At 66.5% G+C, this 17,206-nt stretch carries 18 protein-coding genes; 8 read left to right on the top strand and 10 right to left on the bottom strand.

What is annotated here, in order from left to right:
- Window positions 1-323 precede the first annotated feature (323 nt).
- The 3 genes from cofD to R3P95_RS00375 are packed head-to-tail and all read left to right on the top strand — an operon-like array spanning window position 324 to window position 3,227.
- Window positions 324-1,298, top strand: coding sequence for a 2-phospho-L-lactate transferase (gene cofD / locus R3P95_RS00385; protein WP_068045705.1), 975 nt, complete (start codon window positions 324-326; stop codon window positions 1,296-1,298).
- Window positions 1,295-2,674, top strand: a complete 1,380-nt coding sequence (locus R3P95_RS00380) for a coenzyme F420-0:L-glutamate ligase (RefSeq protein WP_317547107.1) — start codon at window positions 1,295-1,297, stop codon at window positions 2,672-2,674. Before cofD ends, R3P95_RS00380 begins: the two co-directional genes overlap by 4 nt.
- Before the next feature lies 1 nt (window position 2,675).
- Window positions 2,676-3,227 carry an NUDIX hydrolase gene (locus tag R3P95_RS00375; protein ID WP_394855364.1) on the top strand — a complete coding sequence of 184 codons (552 nt, stop codon included), beginning with the start codon at window positions 2,676-2,678 and terminating at the stop codon, window positions 3,225-3,227.
- Between the two features lie 12 nt (window positions 3,228-3,239).
- Here R3P95_RS00375 and R3P95_RS00370 read toward each other — a convergent pair whose 3' ends face one another.
- From R3P95_RS00370 to rfbD, 3 genes are read right to left on the bottom strand one after another with little or no spacing between them, the layout of a single operon-like run.
- Complete coding sequence (locus R3P95_RS00370; RefSeq protein ID WP_068045714.1) at window positions 3,240-4,334, bottom strand: mannose-1-phosphate guanylyltransferase; 1,095 nt, start codon at window positions 4,332-4,334, stop codon at window positions 3,240-3,242.
- Window positions 4,324-5,235 carry a glycosyltransferase family 2 protein gene (locus tag R3P95_RS00365; protein WP_094642323.1) on the bottom strand — a complete coding sequence of 304 codons (912 nt, stop codon included), beginning with the start codon at window positions 5,233-5,235 and terminating at the stop codon, window positions 4,324-4,326. The genes R3P95_RS00370 and R3P95_RS00365 overlap by 11 nt, the downstream gene beginning before the upstream one ends.
- 34 nt (window positions 5,236-5,269) lie before the next feature.
- Window positions 5,270-6,124 (bottom strand): dTDP-4-dehydrorhamnose reductase, encoded by an 855-nt coding sequence (gene rfbD / locus R3P95_RS00360; RefSeq protein ID WP_094642496.1) that lies wholly within the window; start codon window positions 6,122-6,124, stop codon window positions 5,270-5,272.
- Between the two features lie 457 nt (window positions 6,125-6,581).
- Here rfbD and R3P95_RS00355 point away from each other — a divergent pair, with 457 nt between their 5' ends.
- Both R3P95_RS00355 and R3P95_RS00350 read left to right on the top strand, forming a co-directional pair.
- Window positions 6,582-8,006 carry an LCP family protein gene (locus R3P95_RS00355; protein WP_317547105.1) on the top strand — a complete coding sequence of 475 codons (1,425 nt, stop codon included), beginning with the start codon at window positions 6,582-6,584 and terminating at the stop codon, window positions 8,004-8,006.
- Window positions 8,007-8,062: 56 nt separating this feature from the next.
- Window positions 8,063-8,788 (top strand): TIGR03089 family protein, encoded by a 726-nt coding sequence (locus R3P95_RS00350; protein ID WP_317547104.1) that lies wholly within the window; start codon window positions 8,063-8,065, stop codon window positions 8,786-8,788.
- On the opposite strand, the gene R3P95_RS00345 is transcribed toward R3P95_RS00350, so the two are convergent.
- From R3P95_RS00345 to R3P95_RS00335, 3 genes are read right to left on the bottom strand one after another with little or no spacing between them, the layout of a single operon-like run.
- Window positions 8,776-9,165 (bottom strand): hypothetical protein, encoded by a 390-nt coding sequence (locus R3P95_RS00345; RefSeq protein ID WP_255183293.1) that lies wholly within the window; start codon window positions 9,163-9,165, stop codon window positions 8,776-8,778. The two genes, R3P95_RS00350 and R3P95_RS00345, sit on opposite strands and share 13 nt — an antisense overlap.
- Window positions 9,162-9,680, bottom strand: a complete 519-nt coding sequence (gene purE, locus R3P95_RS00340) for a 5-(carboxyamino)imidazole ribonucleotide mutase (RefSeq protein ID WP_269593499.1) — start codon at window positions 9,678-9,680, stop codon at window positions 9,162-9,164. The genes R3P95_RS00345 and purE overlap by 4 nt, the downstream gene beginning before the upstream one ends.
- Window positions 9,673-10,875, bottom strand: coding sequence for a 5-(carboxyamino)imidazole ribonucleotide synthase (locus R3P95_RS00335; protein ID WP_373455168.1), 1,203 nt, complete (start codon window positions 10,873-10,875; stop codon window positions 9,673-9,675). The genes purE and R3P95_RS00335 overlap by 8 nt, the downstream gene beginning before the upstream one ends.
- Before the next feature lie 197 nt (window positions 10,876-11,072).
- Here R3P95_RS00335 and R3P95_RS00330 point away from each other — a divergent pair, with 197 nt between their 5' ends.
- The gene (locus tag R3P95_RS00330; RefSeq protein WP_317547103.1) at window positions 11,073-11,633 is read left to right on the top strand and encodes a GtrA family protein; all 561 of its coding nucleotides are present in this window, start codon (window positions 11,073-11,075) and stop codon (window positions 11,631-11,633) included.
- A gap of 21 nt (window positions 11,634-11,654) precedes the next feature.
- Here the strand turns inward: R3P95_RS00330 and R3P95_RS00325 are convergent, their stop codons facing one another.
- Genes R3P95_RS00325 through R3P95_RS00310 form a run of 4 tightly spaced genes read right to left on the bottom strand, consistent with a single transcriptional unit; the run spans window position 11,655 to window position 15,184 of the window.
- Entirely contained in the window at window positions 11,655-12,974 is a 1,320-nt protein-coding gene (locus R3P95_RS00325; RefSeq protein ID WP_094642328.1) for a sensor histidine kinase, read from the bottom strand.
- 6 nt (window positions 12,975-12,980) lie between these two features.
- A complete protein-coding gene (locus tag R3P95_RS00320; RefSeq protein ID WP_037190266.1) occupies window positions 12,981-13,661 on the bottom strand; it encodes a response regulator transcription factor in 681 nt (226 codons plus the stop codon).
- Between the two features lie 39 nt (window positions 13,662-13,700).
- Window positions 13,701-14,300: a PH domain-containing protein gene (locus R3P95_RS00315; RefSeq protein WP_317547102.1), complete on the bottom strand. Its 600-nt coding sequence runs from the start codon at window positions 14,298-14,300 to the stop codon at window positions 13,701-13,703.
- 47 nt (window positions 14,301-14,347) lie between these two features.
- On the bottom strand, window positions 14,348-15,184 hold the full coding sequence (locus R3P95_RS00310; protein WP_317547101.1) for a biotin--[acetyl-CoA-carboxylase] ligase: 837 nt from the start codon (window positions 15,182-15,184) through the stop codon (window positions 14,348-14,350).
- A gap of 96 nt (window positions 15,185-15,280) precedes the next feature.
- On the opposite strand from R3P95_RS00310, the gene R3P95_RS00305 reads away from it, so the two are divergent.
- Together R3P95_RS00305 and R3P95_RS00300 are read left to right on the top strand one after the other, a co-directional pair.
- A complete protein-coding gene (locus R3P95_RS00305) occupies window positions 15,281-16,921 on the top strand; it encodes an acyl-CoA carboxylase subunit beta (protein ID WP_317547100.1) in 1,641 nt (546 codons plus the stop codon).
- Window positions 16,918-17,205: an acyl-CoA carboxylase subunit epsilon gene (locus R3P95_RS00300; protein WP_269593493.1), complete on the top strand. Its 288-nt coding sequence runs from the start codon at window positions 16,918-16,920 to the stop codon at window positions 17,203-17,205. Before R3P95_RS00305 ends, R3P95_RS00300 begins: the two co-directional genes overlap by 4 nt.
- The last annotated feature ends 1 nt before the right edge of the window (window position 17,206 follow it).

Here is a 17,206-nt window from a genome sequence, read left to right as displayed (position 1 = left end):
ATCCGACTCTCGACCTCTACTCGACGTCCAGTCAGGGACGAACAGGAAGGGAACGAGTGTTCGAAACCAGGTTCGCTGCAATCGAACTCGTGTTGCGAACACCGAATGACATACCTGTGATTAGACACGTCCAGGTGTGTCGCGGTCAAGCCGATCGCACAAATCCAATACCATCACATGCCCGAAATCGGCGCTCTCCCCGGATCGAAGCCCGTCCCGTGCGTGTCGCATCGGTTCTCCCGGTCACAAACGGTCCCCGCGGACGTCGGCCCACGGGTGGGCGCTCACCCCGCACCACCGCAACCCCATTAGGCTCGCGTGTTGTGAAAGTTACTGTTCTGGTCGGTGGCGTCGGTGGCGCTCGGTTTCTGCAGGGTCTGAAAACCTTGTTCGGCGACGAGCCCGAGCACGAGATCACCGCCGTGGTCAACGTCGGTGACGACGTGTGGATGCACGGTCTTCGCATCTGCCCGGATCTCGACACGTGCATGTACACCCTCGGCGGAGGAATCGACACCGAGCGAGGCTGGGGGCGCATCGCGGAGACCTGGAACGCTCGGGACGAGTTGGCGGCCTACGGTGCCGATCCCGACTGGTTCGGACTCGGCGACCGTGACATCGCCACACACCTGATCCGCAGTCGTATGCTGCGCACCGGCTTTCCGCTGTCCGCCGTCACCGAAGCGCTGTGCAACCGTTGGCAACCCGGAGTTCGGCTCCTGCCCGTCACCGACGACCGCTCCGAGACCCACGTCGTCGTCACCGATCCGGACGACCCGACCGGGGAGCAGCAGCGCGCAATTCACTTCCAGGAGTGGTGGGTTCGGTACCGCGCACAGATCCCGACCCACAGCTTCGCCAACATCGGAGCCGAACAGGCAACTCCGGCACCGGGAGTCGTCGAGGCGATCGCCGAGGCCGACGCCGTCGTCCTCGCTCCGTCCAACCCGGTGGTGAGCGTCGGTGCGATCCTCGCGGTGCCGGGTATCCGCGGGGCGCTTCGCACGACGGCCGCCAAGGTGGTCGGCCTCTCCCCCGTCGTCGACGGTAAGCCGTTGCGCGGCATGGCCGACGAGTGCCTGTCCGTCATCGGAGTGGAGACCACGGCGCAGGCGGTGGGCCGTCACTACGGAAGCCGAAGCGGTACCGGCATTCTCGACGCATGGCTGGTGCACACCACCGATACGGCGGTCGTCGACGGGGTGGACGTGCAGTCGGTTCCGTTGCTGATGACCGACCCCGAGACCACAGCGGTCATGGCCCGAACCGCTCTGCGCGCAGCCGGACTCGACCTGTGACCGACACTCGCGATACCGATTCGCTCCGGTCGGCACCCGAGGATCACGCTCCGGGCGGCTCGATCGAGATACTGCCGGTGACCGGCCTCCCCGAGTTCCGGCCGGGCGACGATCTGGCCGCGACCGTTGCGGACCGAGCGCCGTGGTTGCGTGACGGAGACATCCTGATCGTCACCAGCAAGATCATCTCGAAGGTCGAGGGCCGTCTGGTGCAGGCACCTCGCGATGCGGACGAGCGAGATGCCGCCCGCAGAGTCCTCGTGGAACGGGAAGCCGTGCGCATCGTCGCACGCAAGGGCCGAACCCTCATCACCGAGAACCGACTCGGCATCGTGCAGGCCGCGTCGGGAATCGACGGCTCCAACGTCGACGGAGGCGAACTGGCGCTGCTTCCCGAGAACCCCGACGCCAGTGCCGCCGCGCTCCGCACTGCGCTCGGCGCGCTACTGGGCGTGACGGTCGCCGTGGTCGTCACCGACACGATGGGACGGGCGTGGCGGATCGGCCAGACCGACGCCGCCATCGGTGCGGCGGGCCTGGGCGTCGTACATGCGTATGCCGGAGCCGAGGACGGTCAGGGAAACCAGCTCGTGGTCACCGAGGTCGCGATCGCCGACGAGCTCGCGGCCGCAGGCGATCTGGTGAAGGGGAAGCTCGGCGGAGTTCCGATCGCGGTCGTGCGCGGACTGACCCCCGTCGACGACGGTTCCACCGCGGCGACGCTTCTGCGCGGCGGCGAGGACGACCTGTTCTGGCTCGGTACCGCCGAGGCACTCGATCGCGGTCGACGCGAGGCGCTGCTGCGCCGACGCTCGGTGCGCTCGTTCACCGACGAACCGGTCGATCCCGACGCCGTTCGTGCGGCCGTTGCCGATGCCCTCACCGCCCCGGCCCCGCACCACACCCGTCCGGTTCGATTCGTCTGGGTCAGAACCCCTGCCGTCCGGCGTCGACTGCTCGAGACGATGCGAGAGCAATGGCGAGCCGACCTGGCCGGCGACGGGCTGAGCGAGGAGCGGATCGCTGCGAGACTGAGCCGCGGCGATATCTTGTTCGACGCCCCGGAAATCGTGATCCCGTTCTGCGTGCCCGACGGCGCGCACTCGTACCCCGACGAGAGGCGTCGAACCGCGGAGGACACGATGTTCACCGTGGCTGTCGGTGCGGCCGTGCAGGGGTTGCTCGTCGCCCTCGCGGTGCGTGAACTGGGCAGCTGCTGGATCGGTTCCACCATCTTCGCCGCCGATACCGTGCGCGCCGAACTCGGCCTGCGCGCGGATTGGAAAGCCATGGGAGCCATCGCAATCGGGCATCCCAGCGAATCACTGACCGTCCGGGATCCCGTGGTTCCCGGGTCGTCACTGGTGGAGCTCTGACGTGTCGGCGTCGACTCTGTGGCACTCGGCCGCAACGACACTCGACCGATGGGCACCGTCGGACTCGGGCGAGGAATCGCTGCGGCACACGATGCTGGCGTTTCTCGACAGCAACCCGGACGCCTGCCTGCGGGCCAACGAGGCCGGCCATTTCACCGCGTCCTCGTTGGTGCTCGACACCTCGGGTACCCATGTGCTGCTGACCCTGCATCCGAAGGTCGGTCGGTGGATTCAACTCGGCGGGCACTGCGAACCGTCGGACGAGACGGTTGTCGACGCAGCGCTACGGGAGGCCACCGAGGAATCCGGGATCGCCGATCTGACGGTCGACCCGATCATGCTCTCCGCGCACACGCATCCGATCACCTGCTCGCTCGGTAAGCCGACGCGGCACCTCGACCTGAGGTTCTTGGTCCGGGCCCCGGACGGAGCGCGAGCAGTCCGCAGCGAGGAATCGACGGATCTGCGCTGGTGGCCGGTCGATGCTCTGCCCGACGACGCCGAGCGCGAGACGATCGACCACCTCGTCTCGCTCGCCGCGCGTCGCCGGTAGGGACCGCCTGGGTCAGACGTCGGTGGAGAAGCGGACTCCACCGTCGGGCAACTTGACGCCGGGCCACACGCGCGCGCCGCGGAGCAACTCGCAGCGGGCTCCGATGTCGGCACCGTCGCCGATGACCGCGTCGCGCACCAGAGCGCGGGGTCCGATACGAGCACCGAAGCCGAGAATCGATCGCTCGACGACGGCACCCGCTTCGACGACGGCACCGTCGAACACGACGGCTCCGTCGAGGCGCGCTCCCGCTCCGATCTCCGCACCGCGTCCGACGACCGTTCCACCGATCAGCAGTGCGCCCGGTGCCACTCCCGCGCTCGGATGTACGAGCGATTCGCCGCGATCTCCGTGCAGCGCAGGCGACGGCGCAATGCCGCGAACCAGATCGGCCGAGCCCTTGACGAAGTCCTCGGGTGTTCCCATGTCGCGCCAGTACGCACTGTCGACGTGTCCGTAGACCTTCTTGCCCTCGGCGAGCAAGGCCGGGAACACTTCTCGCTCCACCGACACCGGACGGCCGGCCGGAATGGATTCGATGATCTCGCGCTTGAACACGTAGCAACCGGCGTTGATCTGATCGGTCGGCGGATCCTGCGTCTTTTCGAGAAACGCTGTCACTCGGCCGGATTCGTCGGTCGGCACGCAGCCGAACGCGCGCGGGTCGCCGACACGAACCAGGTGCAACGTGACATCGGCATCGGTGTTCCGGTGCGTGTCGAGGACCGCGGTCAGATCGGTGCCGCCCAGGACGTCGCCGTTGAAGACCATGACGTTGTCCGCGCGCAGGCGCGGAAGTACGTTCCTGATGCCGCCACCGGTTCCGAGCGGTTCGGTCTCGAAGACGTACTCGAGGTCGATGCCCATCGAGGATCCGTCCCCGAAATGCTGCTCGAAGACTTCGGCTTTGAACGACGTTCCGAGGACGACGTGCTCGATACCCGCGGCCTTGATGCGCGCCAGCAGGTGCGTGAGGAACGGCAGCCCTGCGGTGGGGAGCATCGGCTTGGGTGCCGAGAGTGTCAGCGGCCGGAGCCGAGTTCCCTTGCCGCCGACCAGGATGACTGCGTCGGTACGTGCGGCGACCGATGTGGGACTATCCGGCATGTCCAGCCTCTGTTCTCTCGTCCGATTCTCGTCCGTCAACTGCTCGCGCCCGAAGCGCCGAGGCCACAACGATCTTCGAACGAAGACCGAGACCGCCACGCAGGGCCCATCGTAAGGGAGCCTGCCACGTTCGGTCGTGTCGATCGGCCTGGAAGCGGTACGCACTGGTGTGATGTGCGGGCAACATCACTTCCGGATGCCGTCCTGCCGCATGGCCTTTCGAGTGGGTCACCTCGACGTCGGGAACGTAGACGTTGTGCCAGCCCGCTCTGCCCAGCCGGTCGCCGAGATCCACGTCCTCCATGTACATGAAGTAGCGCGAGTCGAATCCGCCGATGGAATCGAACGCCGAACGCCGCAGCAGCAGACAGGATCCCGACAGCCACCCCACCGGCCTCTCGCTGACGGTCTCGTTCTCCTGGCGATACCGCCGAGTCCACGGGTTCGTCGGCCAGAGCTTGCCGAGCACCGCGTGACCCGCACCGGACGTGAGATCGGGTACCGACCGTGCCGACGGGTACCGCGAGCCGTCGGGCTCGCGAATGAGCGGTCCGAGGGCACCTGCCCGTGGCCACCGCGCCGCTGCGTCGAGCAGACCGTCGAGCGATCCGGGATGCCACCGCACGTCCGGATTGGCCACGACGACGAACTCGATGTCGGGGTCGATCTCGGCCACCGCGCGATTGACCGCTGCGCCGTAGCCGATGTTCGCGCCGGTTCGCAGCAACTCGGCCTCCTCGAACGCGACCTCGGCTGCCTCGGGCGCGCCGTCGACCGAGCCGTTGTCCGCCATGATCACCCGAAGGGGCCGCGTCGTCGCCTCACGTAGAGACGTCAGGAACTGGTCAAGGTATTCGCCGGGTGAATAGGTCACCGTCACCACGGCCAGCTCGGAACTCACGCGGGCAAGACTAGCCCGATCTCGCGTCGAACCCTCATGTCGACTGCGTCAAGGCTGCTGTCAACGCATCCGACCACGGCCGCGCCGGGGTCAGGCCGGCATCGACCCACGCCGTCGGTGAGAGCACCGAGTACGCGGGCCGAGGGGCCGGAACCACGTATTCGGCGCTCGAGCACGGCTCGACTCGCTCGGGATCGGCACCGATCCCCGCGAACACCGCGCGTGCGAGGTCGAACCAGCTGGCCTGCCCCGCATTGGTGAAGTGCAGCGTTCGTCCGCGCACAGCAGGGTCGGCTTCGATCTCGAGCAGGCCCGACGCCAGATCCAGGGCGAACGTGGGCGAACCGATCTGATCGTTCACCACGGAGATCGTTTCGCGCTCGCCTTCGAGTCGGCGCATCGTGGTCACGAAATTCTTGCCCGTGTTGTCGTACACCCAGGCGGTCCGCACGACCACGGCCTCGGGCAGCTCCTCGTGCACAGCGAGCTCGCCTGCGAGCTTGGTGCGTCCGTACGCCGACTGCGGTGCGGTCTTCGCATCGACCTCGTACGGTTCGGTTGCTGTGCCGTCGAACACATAATCGGTGGAGACGTGGATCAACCGGGCTCCGACACGCCCGCAGGCGCGCGCGAGATTTCGAGGGCCGTCCGCGTTGACCGCCGAGGCTCGGTCCTCGTCGGTCTCGGCGGCATCGACGGCGGTGTAGGCAGCGCAGTTGATCACCGTTGCCCCCGCGCTCACCGCGGCGTTCACGGCGTCGGGGTCGGTGATGTCCAGGTCGGCGGACGAATATCCGAACACCTCGACTCCGTCACCTCGTTCGGCGGCCAGAGACATCACTCGGCGGCCCAACTGGCCGTGTGCACCGGTCACCACGATCGCATTCACGGTTGCCAAGTGTGGCACGCCGCGTTCGCTTCGGCGAGGCAGCGACCGGTGACAAGTAACCTTCGAACGGCGGGGGGAGAACAAAGAAGTAGGCAGGTTTCAGGCCGGCCGGAAACGAGAGAGGGTCGTCACGGTGCCACGAGATCCAGGCACGCCCGGAGGTGAGCGCACTCCCCCGCCGAGGCGGAGCGCTCCCCGGCGATCCGACGATCCCCTAGCGCGCACCTCGGGACGCTCCAGCGAGCGCGAGGGTGCCGCCCACCGATACGTCGACGACGAACACCGCGAAGAACGCCGCACCGGAGAACGCAGACATGGCGCTCCCAGCGAACGCGCGACCAGATCGCGTCGTCCCGATCGGCGAACCCCTCGCGGTGGCGTCGAGCGACCCGGATCCGGCGGCAGGGGCCCTCGGGTCGGCAGTACCCGCTGGCCCGCGACCCACGTCGCGGTCGCAGTGCTCTCGATCCTGGTCCTGCTGGTGACCGGTTTCGCGTGGCGCAGTGTCGACAGCCTGCGCTCCAATATCGCCACCGCGGGTGGTCTCGGTCTCGGCGGAGCCGCCGACGGTGCCGTCGACATTCTGATGGTCGGCACGGACAGTCGTACCGATGCCCACGGCAATGCGTTGTCCCCCGCAGAACTCGCATCCCTCAACGCCGGCGAAGAGGTGGCGTCCAACACCGACACGATCGTGCTGATCCGCGTTCCGAACGACGGTTCGTCGGCCACCGCGATTTCCATTCCGCGGGACTCGTACGTCGAGGTACCCGGTATCGGCATGTCCAAGATCAACGCCGCGTACGGCGCGACCAAGGAGAACAAGCGACTGGAATTGGTCGAGCAAGGGGTGACGGACGCCGATGCCGAATCCCAGGCCACCGAGGCCGGCCGCGAGGCCCTCATCGATTCGGTCGCCAACCTCACCGGCATCACCGTCGATCACTATGCCGAGGTGGGGCTGCTCGGCTTCGTGCTGCTGACCGATGCCGTCGGCGGTGTCGAGGTGTGCCTGAACAACCCTGTGCAAGAACCACTGTCGGGTGCGAACTTCCCCGCGGGCGAGCAGAATCTCTCCGGTTCGCAGGCTCTGAGTTTCGTCCGACAGCGGCACGATCTTCCGCGCGGAGATCTGGACCGCATCGTGCGCCAGCAGGTGTTCATGGCCTCGCTCGTGCGGAGTGTGCTCAGCGCCAAGACGCTGAGCAACCCCGGCAAACTGGGCCAACTCAGCACCGCGGTGCAGCGATCGGTGACTCTCGATTCCGACTGGGACATTCTGCAGTTCGCCACTCGCCTGCAGGATCTCGCCGGCGGCAAGGTCAAGTTCGAGACGATTCCGGCAGTGGACATCAATGCGACGACCGACTACGGCGAATCGATCGTGCAGGTCGATCCCGCTGCGGTGAAGAAGTACGTCGCAGGCCTGCTTGCCGACGGTAATTCGGCGGAGGCCAACACCGAGGATTCGGACGCACCGGCTGTCGATCCGTCGACGGTGACCGTCGACGTCGCGAACGACAGCGGTATCGACGGGCTCGCCAACGGTGTCGCCGGTTCGTTGACGGCGTTGGGGTACGTCGACGGCACCATCGGAAATTACGAGGGCGCGTCGATCTCGGCGAGCCGCATCCAGGCTGCCGATGTGGACAGTGATGCCGCACGCGCCGTCTCGGCAGCGCTCGGCGGACTGCAGATCACCGCGGACGACTCGCTGTCGGCAGATACCGTTCGGGTGGTCCTCGCGAACGACTACGCGGGGCCGGGCTCGGGTCAGGCTGCGACGGCGGAAACCGTTGCTCCCGAGTCGGGTACGGCGGTTCCCGAGGCACCGGCTGCTCCGATCGACGCCGGTTCCGTCGGCCCGATGTGCGTCAACTGATCGGCGTTCGCTCACTGTGTGAATCGGAGTCGTCGAGCGTCATCTAGGGTCGTGGGGTGGCTTCGAATCTGACTCAGACCCTGCTCGACCCGATTCTCGCCGCCGATCCGGCCGGTCCGCGCATCACGTTCTACGACGATGCGACCGGTGAGCGGGTCGAGGTGTCGGCGGTGACCCTCGCGAACTGGGCGGCCAAGACCGCCAATCTGTTGCGCGACGAGTTCGGCTTCGAGGTGGGCGGCAGGGTGAGTGTGCTGTTGCCCGCGCACTGGCAGACGGCTGCGGCACTGCTGGGAATCTGGTGGGCAGGCGGCGAGGTGATTCTCGGGGCCGACGACTCCGCGGACGTAGCGATGGTGTCGGGTGATCGGCTCGACGAGGCTCCCGACACAGAAGAGGTGCTGGCCTTCTCGCTCGACGCCTTCGGCAAGGCGGTCCCCGATCTGCCGATCGGGATGACCGACTACGCGACGTCGGTGCGGGTGCACGGCGATCAGTTCAGGGTCGCGGGTTCCGGGAGCGCAGCCGCGGCGCTGGACGGACGTTCGGTGGACGAGGTTCTCGCGGCCGCTGGTGAGCGAGCCGCCGCACGGTCCTGGACGGCCTCGGACCGGGTCATGTCCAGCGCGTCCTGGACCACAGCCGACGAGCTGATCGACGGTCTGCTCTCGGTACTCGTCGTGGGGGCGTCACTGGTTCAGGTGGCACATCCGGACAAGGAGAAGTCGCAGCGGCGCGCCGAGACCGAGAAGGTCACCGGCAATTTTGCTCAGCCGGGCTGACGGTAGCCGCCGTCGGCGAGTCCGGCCTCGATCTCGTACTTGTTCGCCGGGCCCCTATGTCGCGCTTCTTCGGCGAGGTAGCGGAACGGGAAGGTGAGCCCGAAGTTCGCCCATTGGTCTGCATGGACGGCCTCGTGTCGCAGTACCCGACGGGCGGTGTTGCCCTTCGTCAGGTAGGCACCGCCGAATGTCGTTCCGCCGCGGCCGAATCCGCCACGCAGACCGGTGCACACGAACAGGGAGAATTCGTCGTCGAAACGCGCCGTACCGCGCCAGAGTCGGGCATAGAACAGCGCCAGCCGCGTCACCAGCATGGACTGCCGACTACCGCGACCGGCGCGCCGGATCTGCTCGCTCCGTGACACGGCTGCGCTCACCCGAGCAGAGTGGTGCGCAGAGCTTTGTCCTTCTCGAGCACCATGGCTTCGAGTGAGGCCTGGAACGCGGACATCCGTTCTTGCAGAGCCGGATCGGAGGCACCGAGAATCCGGACCGCGAGCAACCCTGCGTTGCGTGCACCCCCGATGGAGACCGTGGCCACGGGGACTCCGGCGGGCATCTGAACGATCGAGAGCAGCGAGTCCATACCGTCGAGGTACTTCAGCGGCACCGGCACTCCGATGACCGGCAACGGCGTCGCCGACGCGACCATGCCGGGCAGGTGGGCCGCTCCCCCGGCCCCGGCGATGATGACGCGGATCCCGCGGCCTGCGGCCTCGCGGGCGTAGTCGAGCATGCGCTGCGGGGTGCGGTGCGCGGATACGACGCCTACCTCGAAGCGAATTCCGAACTCCGCGAGCGCTTCTGCCGCGGCTTCCATCGTCGGCCAGTCGGAGTCGCTGCCCATGATCAGGCCGACTGCTGGGCCTGAGTCGATCGTGTTGTCAGTCATCGTGCGGGTCCCATCCGTCGGTCCATTCGGCGTGCGACATCCAGTGCGCTGCGCGCTCGGCTCGCTCGCGCACCGAGGCCACGTAGGCGGGGTCGGCGAGCGAACCCGACTGCGCGCCCAGGATGTTCACGTGTCCGATCTTGCGATCCTTGCGCTCGCCCTTGCCGTACAGATGCACCTTCGCATCGGGCATGCGGGCGAACAGGTGATGCAGCCGCTCGTCCATCGTCATCTCGGGGGCCTGCGGCGCGCCCAGAATGTTGGCCATGACCGTCAGCGGAGCGAGTGGATCGGTGTCACCGAGCGGGTAGTCCAGTACTGCACGTAGGTGCTGCTCGAACTGCGAGGTGCGGCACCCGTCCATGGTCCAGTGACCGGAGTTGTGGGGTCGCATGGCCAGTTCGTTGACCAGGAGCTTGCCGGAGGTGGTCTCGAACAGTTCGACCGCGAGGTCTCCGACCACGCCGAGCGCACCTGCGATGTCGAGGGCAAGCCTGCCTGCGAACGTGGCCACGTCCTCGTCGAGGTCGGGAGCCGGTGCCAGCACCACCGCGCACTGGCCGTTGCGCTGCACTGTCTGCACCACGGGCCACGCGGCTCCCTGGCCGAACGGTGATCGTGCCACCATCGCCGACAGCTCACGGCGCATGGCCACCTTCTCCTCCACCATGAGCGGTACACCCAGGTCGAGTTGTGCGGTGACGATCTCCTCGGCTTCCTCGGCGTCGGCGGGCATCCACACTCCACGCCCGTCGTAGCCGCCGCGCACTGCCTTGAGCACCACCGGCCAACCGTGCTCGTCGCCGAACGCGATCGCGTCCTGCGCCCACGAGACCTCCGCGTAGGCCGGACCGGGCGCGCCCAGTTCGGCGAGCTTGCGACGCATGCGCAATTTGTCCTGGGCGAAGATCAACGCGCTCGGCGGCGGTTGTACGTTGACCCCTTCTGCCACGAGAGTCTCCAGGTGCGCGGTGGGCACCTGCTCGTGGTCGAAGGTGAGCGCATTGGAACCGGTCGCGGCAGTGCGCAGCGCATCGAGGTCGTCGTGGTGGCCGAAGACGACGTCGGGGCTGACCTGAGCTGCCGGCTCGTCGGCACCGGCGGCGAGAACACGAAGGGTCTGTCCGAGTTCGATCGCGGACTGGTGAGTCATGCGGGCGAGCTGACCGCCGCCGATCATCGTCACCACGGGCATTCCGGTCGACGACGGGCGCGCAGCAGTGGGGCGCGGTTCGGTACCTGTCACGGCTCACCATGGTGTCATGTCGCACGCATTCGGTCCGAACCGGCAGTCTCAGGCGAGACGGCGGACTCGGCGAGGACCTGTGGAAACCCTGATGATCGGAGCCTCGGTTCGGCGGAACCGAAATGTGTTTCGTAGACTTCACCGTTGTGCCGACGATCGCAAGCGTGCTCCAGCGCTTACCCACGCCCCTTCGGGACCTCGCGATTCGGCACAGTGAGCTGATCAAGTTCGCCATCGTGGGTGGCACGACGATGATCTTCGACCTCGTCATCTTCTATTCGCTCAGCCTGACGGTGCTCGAGCAGAAGCCGGTGATCGCCAAGATCATCTCGGGTGTACTCGCCACCCTGCTCAGCTACTTCCTCAACCGTGAGTGGGCCTTCAAACACCGCGGCGGACGCGAGCGGCACCACGAGGCACTGCTCTTCTTCGCGATCAGCGGTATCGGTGTGCTCATCGCAGCCGGTCCGCTGTGGATCGCGAACAACGTCTTCGACATCCGCGATACCAGCGAATCCCTGACGACCGTGGTCATCATCGACTTCGTCCTCAACTACATCATCGGCAACCTGTTGCAGATGGCATTCCGGTTCTGGGCACTACGCCGCTTCGCTTTCCCCGAGGACAACGCGCGCACGATCCTGGAAGTGGACGCCGAACGCAACGAGGATCCGACCGACGCAGCGGACGCACTCGACCAACCCTGAGATGCACCGACGCTGAGATGCTCAGCGCGGTTCGCGCCGAGGCACGGCAGGCGACGGTTCCCGCCACGCAGGCAGGAACACCGAGAAGAGTGCCGGGCGGCGTCGCTGCAGTTCCAGACGTCCGCCGTCCGCCTCGATCAGCGCCCGGGCCAGTGCGAGCCCGACACCGGTGGAACCGGCTCCCGAGAATCCGCGGTCGAAGATGTGCGGGGCAAGTTCGTTGTTCACCCCTGGCCCCTCGTCCGAGACCTCGACGCAGACCAGTCTTTCGCGGCGTCCCTCGGTGCTCTCGACGGCCGAGACGGCTCGAACCGCCACCGTGCACGCTCCCTCTCCGTGCACCAGGGAATTGTCGATCAGCACCGAGACCGCTTCGCGCAAGCGCGATCCGGTCACCGAGGCCTTCAGATCCGCGTCGCCCTTGATCGCCAGGGTCCGACCCACGTCCTCGAAGTTTCGCTGCCATTCGACGATGGTTCCTGTCAGTTCCTCGACGACCGAGACCTCGTGCGCGTCGGCCGCGCCGTCACTACGAGAGGATCGAACGAGCTCGTCGATGGCAAGGGTCAGCCGATCCACCTGGTCCATCGCCTCGTTGGCCTCGTCGACCACCGCCGGATCCGGGTGTGTGGAAATCTCGTCCAGACGTAGACGGACAGCGGTGAGGCGACTGCGAAGCTGATGCGAGACATCGGCAACCAACGTGTGCTCACGCTGCAGCCGTCCGGCGATCTCGACGGTGGCCGAGTCCAGAACCTCCGAGACCCGATCGAGTTCGGCGATGCCGTGCCGTCGTGGATCCGGCCTGAAGTCGCCCTCGGCCAGGCGAGCCGCTCGCCGCGCCACATCTTGCAGCGGGTCGGCCAGGCGCTTGGCCGTCACGACGGCCACGACGGTGCCTGCCATCGCAGATGCGAGAACGACGAGCGTCACCGCTCCCAGCGCTTGGCGCTGAAGGGACCGCATGTCGTCGGACGGCACTTCGAGGCGTAGCGAACCCGAGGTACCCATCGACAGCGATTCCACCAGCGGGCGAGGCACGGACGACTGCCCGATGTCCGCGCGCGAGGCGGCATCCTCCGGAGTCGGATAGATGACCACGAGCCGACCGCCCTGCGGGATCGCCAACCGGAGCGAGCCGATGTCGAGTTGCCCCTCGATCAGCCCCGCAGACCCTTCCTGCGAGATGATCTCCGCCGCCATTCGATCCAGGCGTGCCTGCAGGTCGTTGCGGGTGAAATCCTCCACCCACAACCACGCGGTGTACATCAGGGGCAAACCGAGCAGCAACGCCGTCATGACGACGACAGCGAGAATCGAGACCAGAATTCGACGCCGCATCGACCGCTAGTCGCTGTTGATACGGAAGCCGACGCCGCGCACCGTGGCGATGCGACGCTCGGCCACCGGCCCTTCGTCGCCGATCTTGCGACGCAGCCAGGACATGTGCATGTCCAGAGTCTTCGATCCGCGCAACTCTGCGTCGCCCCAGACCTCACGCAGGATCACTTCGCGAGAGACCACTTGGCCCGCATGGTCGAGCAGGACCTTGAGCAGCTCGTATTCCTTGTTGGCGAGAGATATCTCGGTGCCACCGACCAGGACGCGTCGGGCAGCGGGTTCGAGACGGATGGCGCCGACCTCGATCGGGGAATCCTCCCCGGCACCACGGCGGCGGAGCAACGCACGTACGCGGGCCATGAGCTCGGCGAGGCGGAAGGGCTTACCGACGTAGTCGTCGGCCCCGGCGTCGAGGCCGACCACGAAGTCGACCTCGTCGGTGCGTGCGGTGAGCATGAGTACGGCAACCTCGGATCGGTTGGCACGCACCTGCCGACACACTTCGAGGCCGTCCATCCCCGGCAGGCCGAGGTCGAGTATCAACAGGTCGAATTTTCCGTCCAGCGCACGCTGAAGGGTGGCAGGGCCGGTCTGTTCGACGGTCACCGTGTAGCCCTCGCGCCCGAGCGCTCGGGACAGGGGTGCAGCAATGGCTTCGTCGTCTTCGGCAAGCAGCACGTCGGTCACATCGGTCACCCTACGGTTCGAAGGTGAGAACAGCCTGTGTTACCTGCGTTTACCGGCTCGCCAACCGGGCTTGGACTCGCCGGCCGACTCCTCGGGCATCGGCTCGAACGCCGCTTCCCGGCCGTGCACGGGTTCGCGACGGTACTCCATCGAGTCGAATACTTGCTGGTAGAGCAGCGAATGGACGCGTTGTACGTGCGGAATGTCGTCGAACTCGAGTGGGTCGTCCGATGCCGAGGCGATGATCAGCGTGCCGGTCCGCAACATCCGGTCGATCAGTCCGTGTCGAAACTGCACATTGCTGATTCGGCTCATCGGAATGTCGATGCCGGAGTGGGTGAGCACGCCTTGTCTGATCAACACTCGTCGATCGGTGACGATGAAATGCGTGCACTTCCAGCTGATCAGCGGCACCAGGCACCGCCACACGACGATCGCCGACCACAGCACCGCTGTGGCGATCATGGCGGCGTTCGCTGCCGTCGAGTCGAGGCGTGCACTCGCGGCCCCCAGACCGACGCCTGCCAGGCCCGTGACGAGAACGAACGTGACCGACGGCAGGACGAGCATCTTCCAGTGGGGGTGATGATGAAGCAGGAGCTCTTCCTCGTCGGCCAACGCGTCCTGTGGATAACCCACGTGCACTCCTGACTACTCGCTACGACTTCCGTCGAGTCGATATGGTCTCACGCGAGAGGTCGCAGATGAGTGACATCACCGGCGGCCACGGCCAGCACCGACGGGTGATCGGCCCCGGGGTGCTCGACCTCGATCACGATCCGGCCGTGCTCGTCGACGTCGACCGCGGTTCCGACCTTCTCGTCGCCCCCGGGCAGATCGACTCGCACACGCTGCCCGATCGTGCCGCACCTCTCCCGGTACCGGTGGGCGAGGGCGTCGGTGTTCCAGTTCGAGTCGCGCCACGAGTCGACCTCGGCGGCCATCCCCCGCAGAATCGCCCGAACCAACGTGTCGCGGTCGAGAACCGCGGCCCCCTCCAGCGCCAATGACGTCGCCGTGGGTACCGGCAACTCGTCGACGGTCATCGTCACGTTCACCCCGAGCCCGATGACGACAGTGGGCGACGGTCCGTGCGCGGCGACCTCGGCCAGGATCCCCGAGACCTTCTTGCCTCCGATGAGGACGTCGTTGGGCCATTTCAGCCGAGCATCCACTTCACCGACGGTGCGCAACGCGTCGACGAGAGCGATTCCGGTCATGAGCGACACCCAGCCGAGCACGGCGGGATCGATTCCCGGGAACTTCAGCAGCATCGACACGAGGATCTGCGACCGAGGCGCGCCGGAGAACGGTCGCGCATGCCTGCCACGTCCGCTGTCCTGGTGTTCGGCGATCAATGCCGTCCGGTCTGCGTAGTTGGCAACCCCCGCGATCAGGTCGGCATTGGTCGAACCGGTCTCCGCCACCACGTCCAGCCGGGACCACGAGGCCTGCGGGCCGTCCACCAGTGCCCGGCGAAGCGCGCGGACGTCCAGTGGTGGCCGATCGAGGTTTGTCCACATGCGCACCAGCATATGGGCTCGCCGACAGGCCGACGGCCTGTCGCCGACCACCCTCGGTCGGGGCGCAGATCACACTCGCAGTTAAAGTGGTTCCCCATGACCAGCGTCCAGGATTCCACTGCACACGGGTCGGCCGAAGCCCCCGATATCCATACCACTGCGGGTAAATTGGCCGATCTTCGTAAACGTCTCGCGGTTGCGGAGATTCCGTCCGGTGAGGCAGCGGTGGACAAGGTCCACGCCAAAGGCAAGCTCACCGCCCGCGAACGGATCACCGCGTTGCTCGACGAGGGCTCGTTCGTCGAACTCGACGCCCTCGCCCGGCACCGCTCCCAGAACTTCGGGCTCGGAGACAACCGGCCCTTCGGTGACGGTGTCGTCACCGGCTACGGCACCGTCGACGGCCGCGATGTGTGCGTGTTCTCCCAGGACGCAACCGTCTTCGGCGGCTCCCTGGGCGAAATCTACGGCGAGAAGATCGTCAAGGTCATGGACCTGGCCGTCAAAACCGGACGGCCCCTGGTCGGCATCAACGAAGGCGCCGGAGCCCGCATCCAGGAAGGCGTCGTCTCCCTCGGGTTGTACGGCGAGATCTTCCACCGCAACGTCCGCGCCTCCGGAGTCATCCCCCAGATCTCGCTGATCATGGGCCCCAACGCCGGCGGGCACGTCTACTCCCCGGCACTGACCGACTTCGTGGTCATGGTCGACGGCACCAGCCAGATGTTCGTCACCGGACCCGACGTCATCAAAACCGTCACCGGCGAGAACGTCACCATGGAAGAACTCGGTGGCGCGCACACCCACATGGAAAAATCCGGGGTCGCGCACTACGTCGCCTCCGGCGAACAAGACGCCCTCGACTACGTCCGCGACCTCCTGTCGTACCTGCCGAGCAACAATCGCGCCGACGCCCCCCGCACCGCACCCTCGGACCCGATCGCCGGGTCCATCGAAGACAATCTGACCGCCGAGGACCTCGAACTCGACACCCTGATCCCCGACTCACCGAACACCCCCTACGACATGCACGAGGTCATCACCCGGATCCTCGACGACGACGAATTCCTCGAAGTCCAACAAGGCCGGGCACGCAACATCATCGTCGGGTTCGGGCGCATCGACGGCCGATCGGTGGGAATCGTGGCCAACCAACCCACCCAGTTCGCCGGAACGTTGGACATCGACGCCTCCGAGAAAGCAGCCCGGTTCGTGCGGACCTGCGACTGCTTCAACGTCCCGATCATCACCCTGGTCGATGTTCCCGGGTTCCTGCCCGGCACCGGGCAGGAATACAACGGCATCATCCGACGCGGCGCGAAACTGCTCTACGCCTACGGCGAAGCGACAGTCGGCAAGATCACCGTCATCACCCGCAAAGCGTACGGCGGCGCCTACGACGTGATGGGTTCCAAGCACATGGGAGCCGACGTCAACCTCGCCTGGCCGACCGCGCAGATCGCCGTCATGGGAGCCTCCGGTGCCGTCGGATTCGTCTACCGCAAACAACTACTCGAAGCAGCCAAGAACGGGGAGGACGTCGACGCCCTGCGCCTGAAGTTGCAGCAGGAATACGAAGACACCCTCGTCAACCCCTACATCGCCGCCGAACGCGGCTACCTCGACGCCGTCATACCCCCCAGCCACACCCGCGGCCAGATCGTCACCGCACTACGACTACTCGAACGCAAACAAGTCACCCTCCCACCCAAGAAACACGGAAACATCCCACTATGAACGAAGCGAATCATGACGCAGCGAGCGACGAAGCGAATCATGACGCAGCGAATCCGAGCGAGGTGGTTTCCCCGTCCCCTGCGGCTGTTCGGGTGGTGAAGGGCAATCCGAGCGACGAGGAAATCGCCGCGCTGGTGACGGTTCTGACGGCTGCCCAGGGCGGATCCGAGTCGACGGGCGATTCTCGTCCTCGTGAGCTGTGGGGTTCACCGGAGTTGCTGCATCGCCGATTCGCACCCCAGTCGGCGTATTCGTATGCCGCGTCGGGCCGCTACCCACGGTGAC

The sequence above is a fragment of the Rhodococcus cercidiphylli genome (assembly GCF_033042225.1).
In the GTDB taxonomy this organism is placed as follows: Bacteria; Actinomycetota; Actinomycetes; order Mycobacteriales; family Mycobacteriaceae; genus Rhodococcoides.
This window is presented reverse-complemented; position numbering and strand designations above follow the sequence as displayed.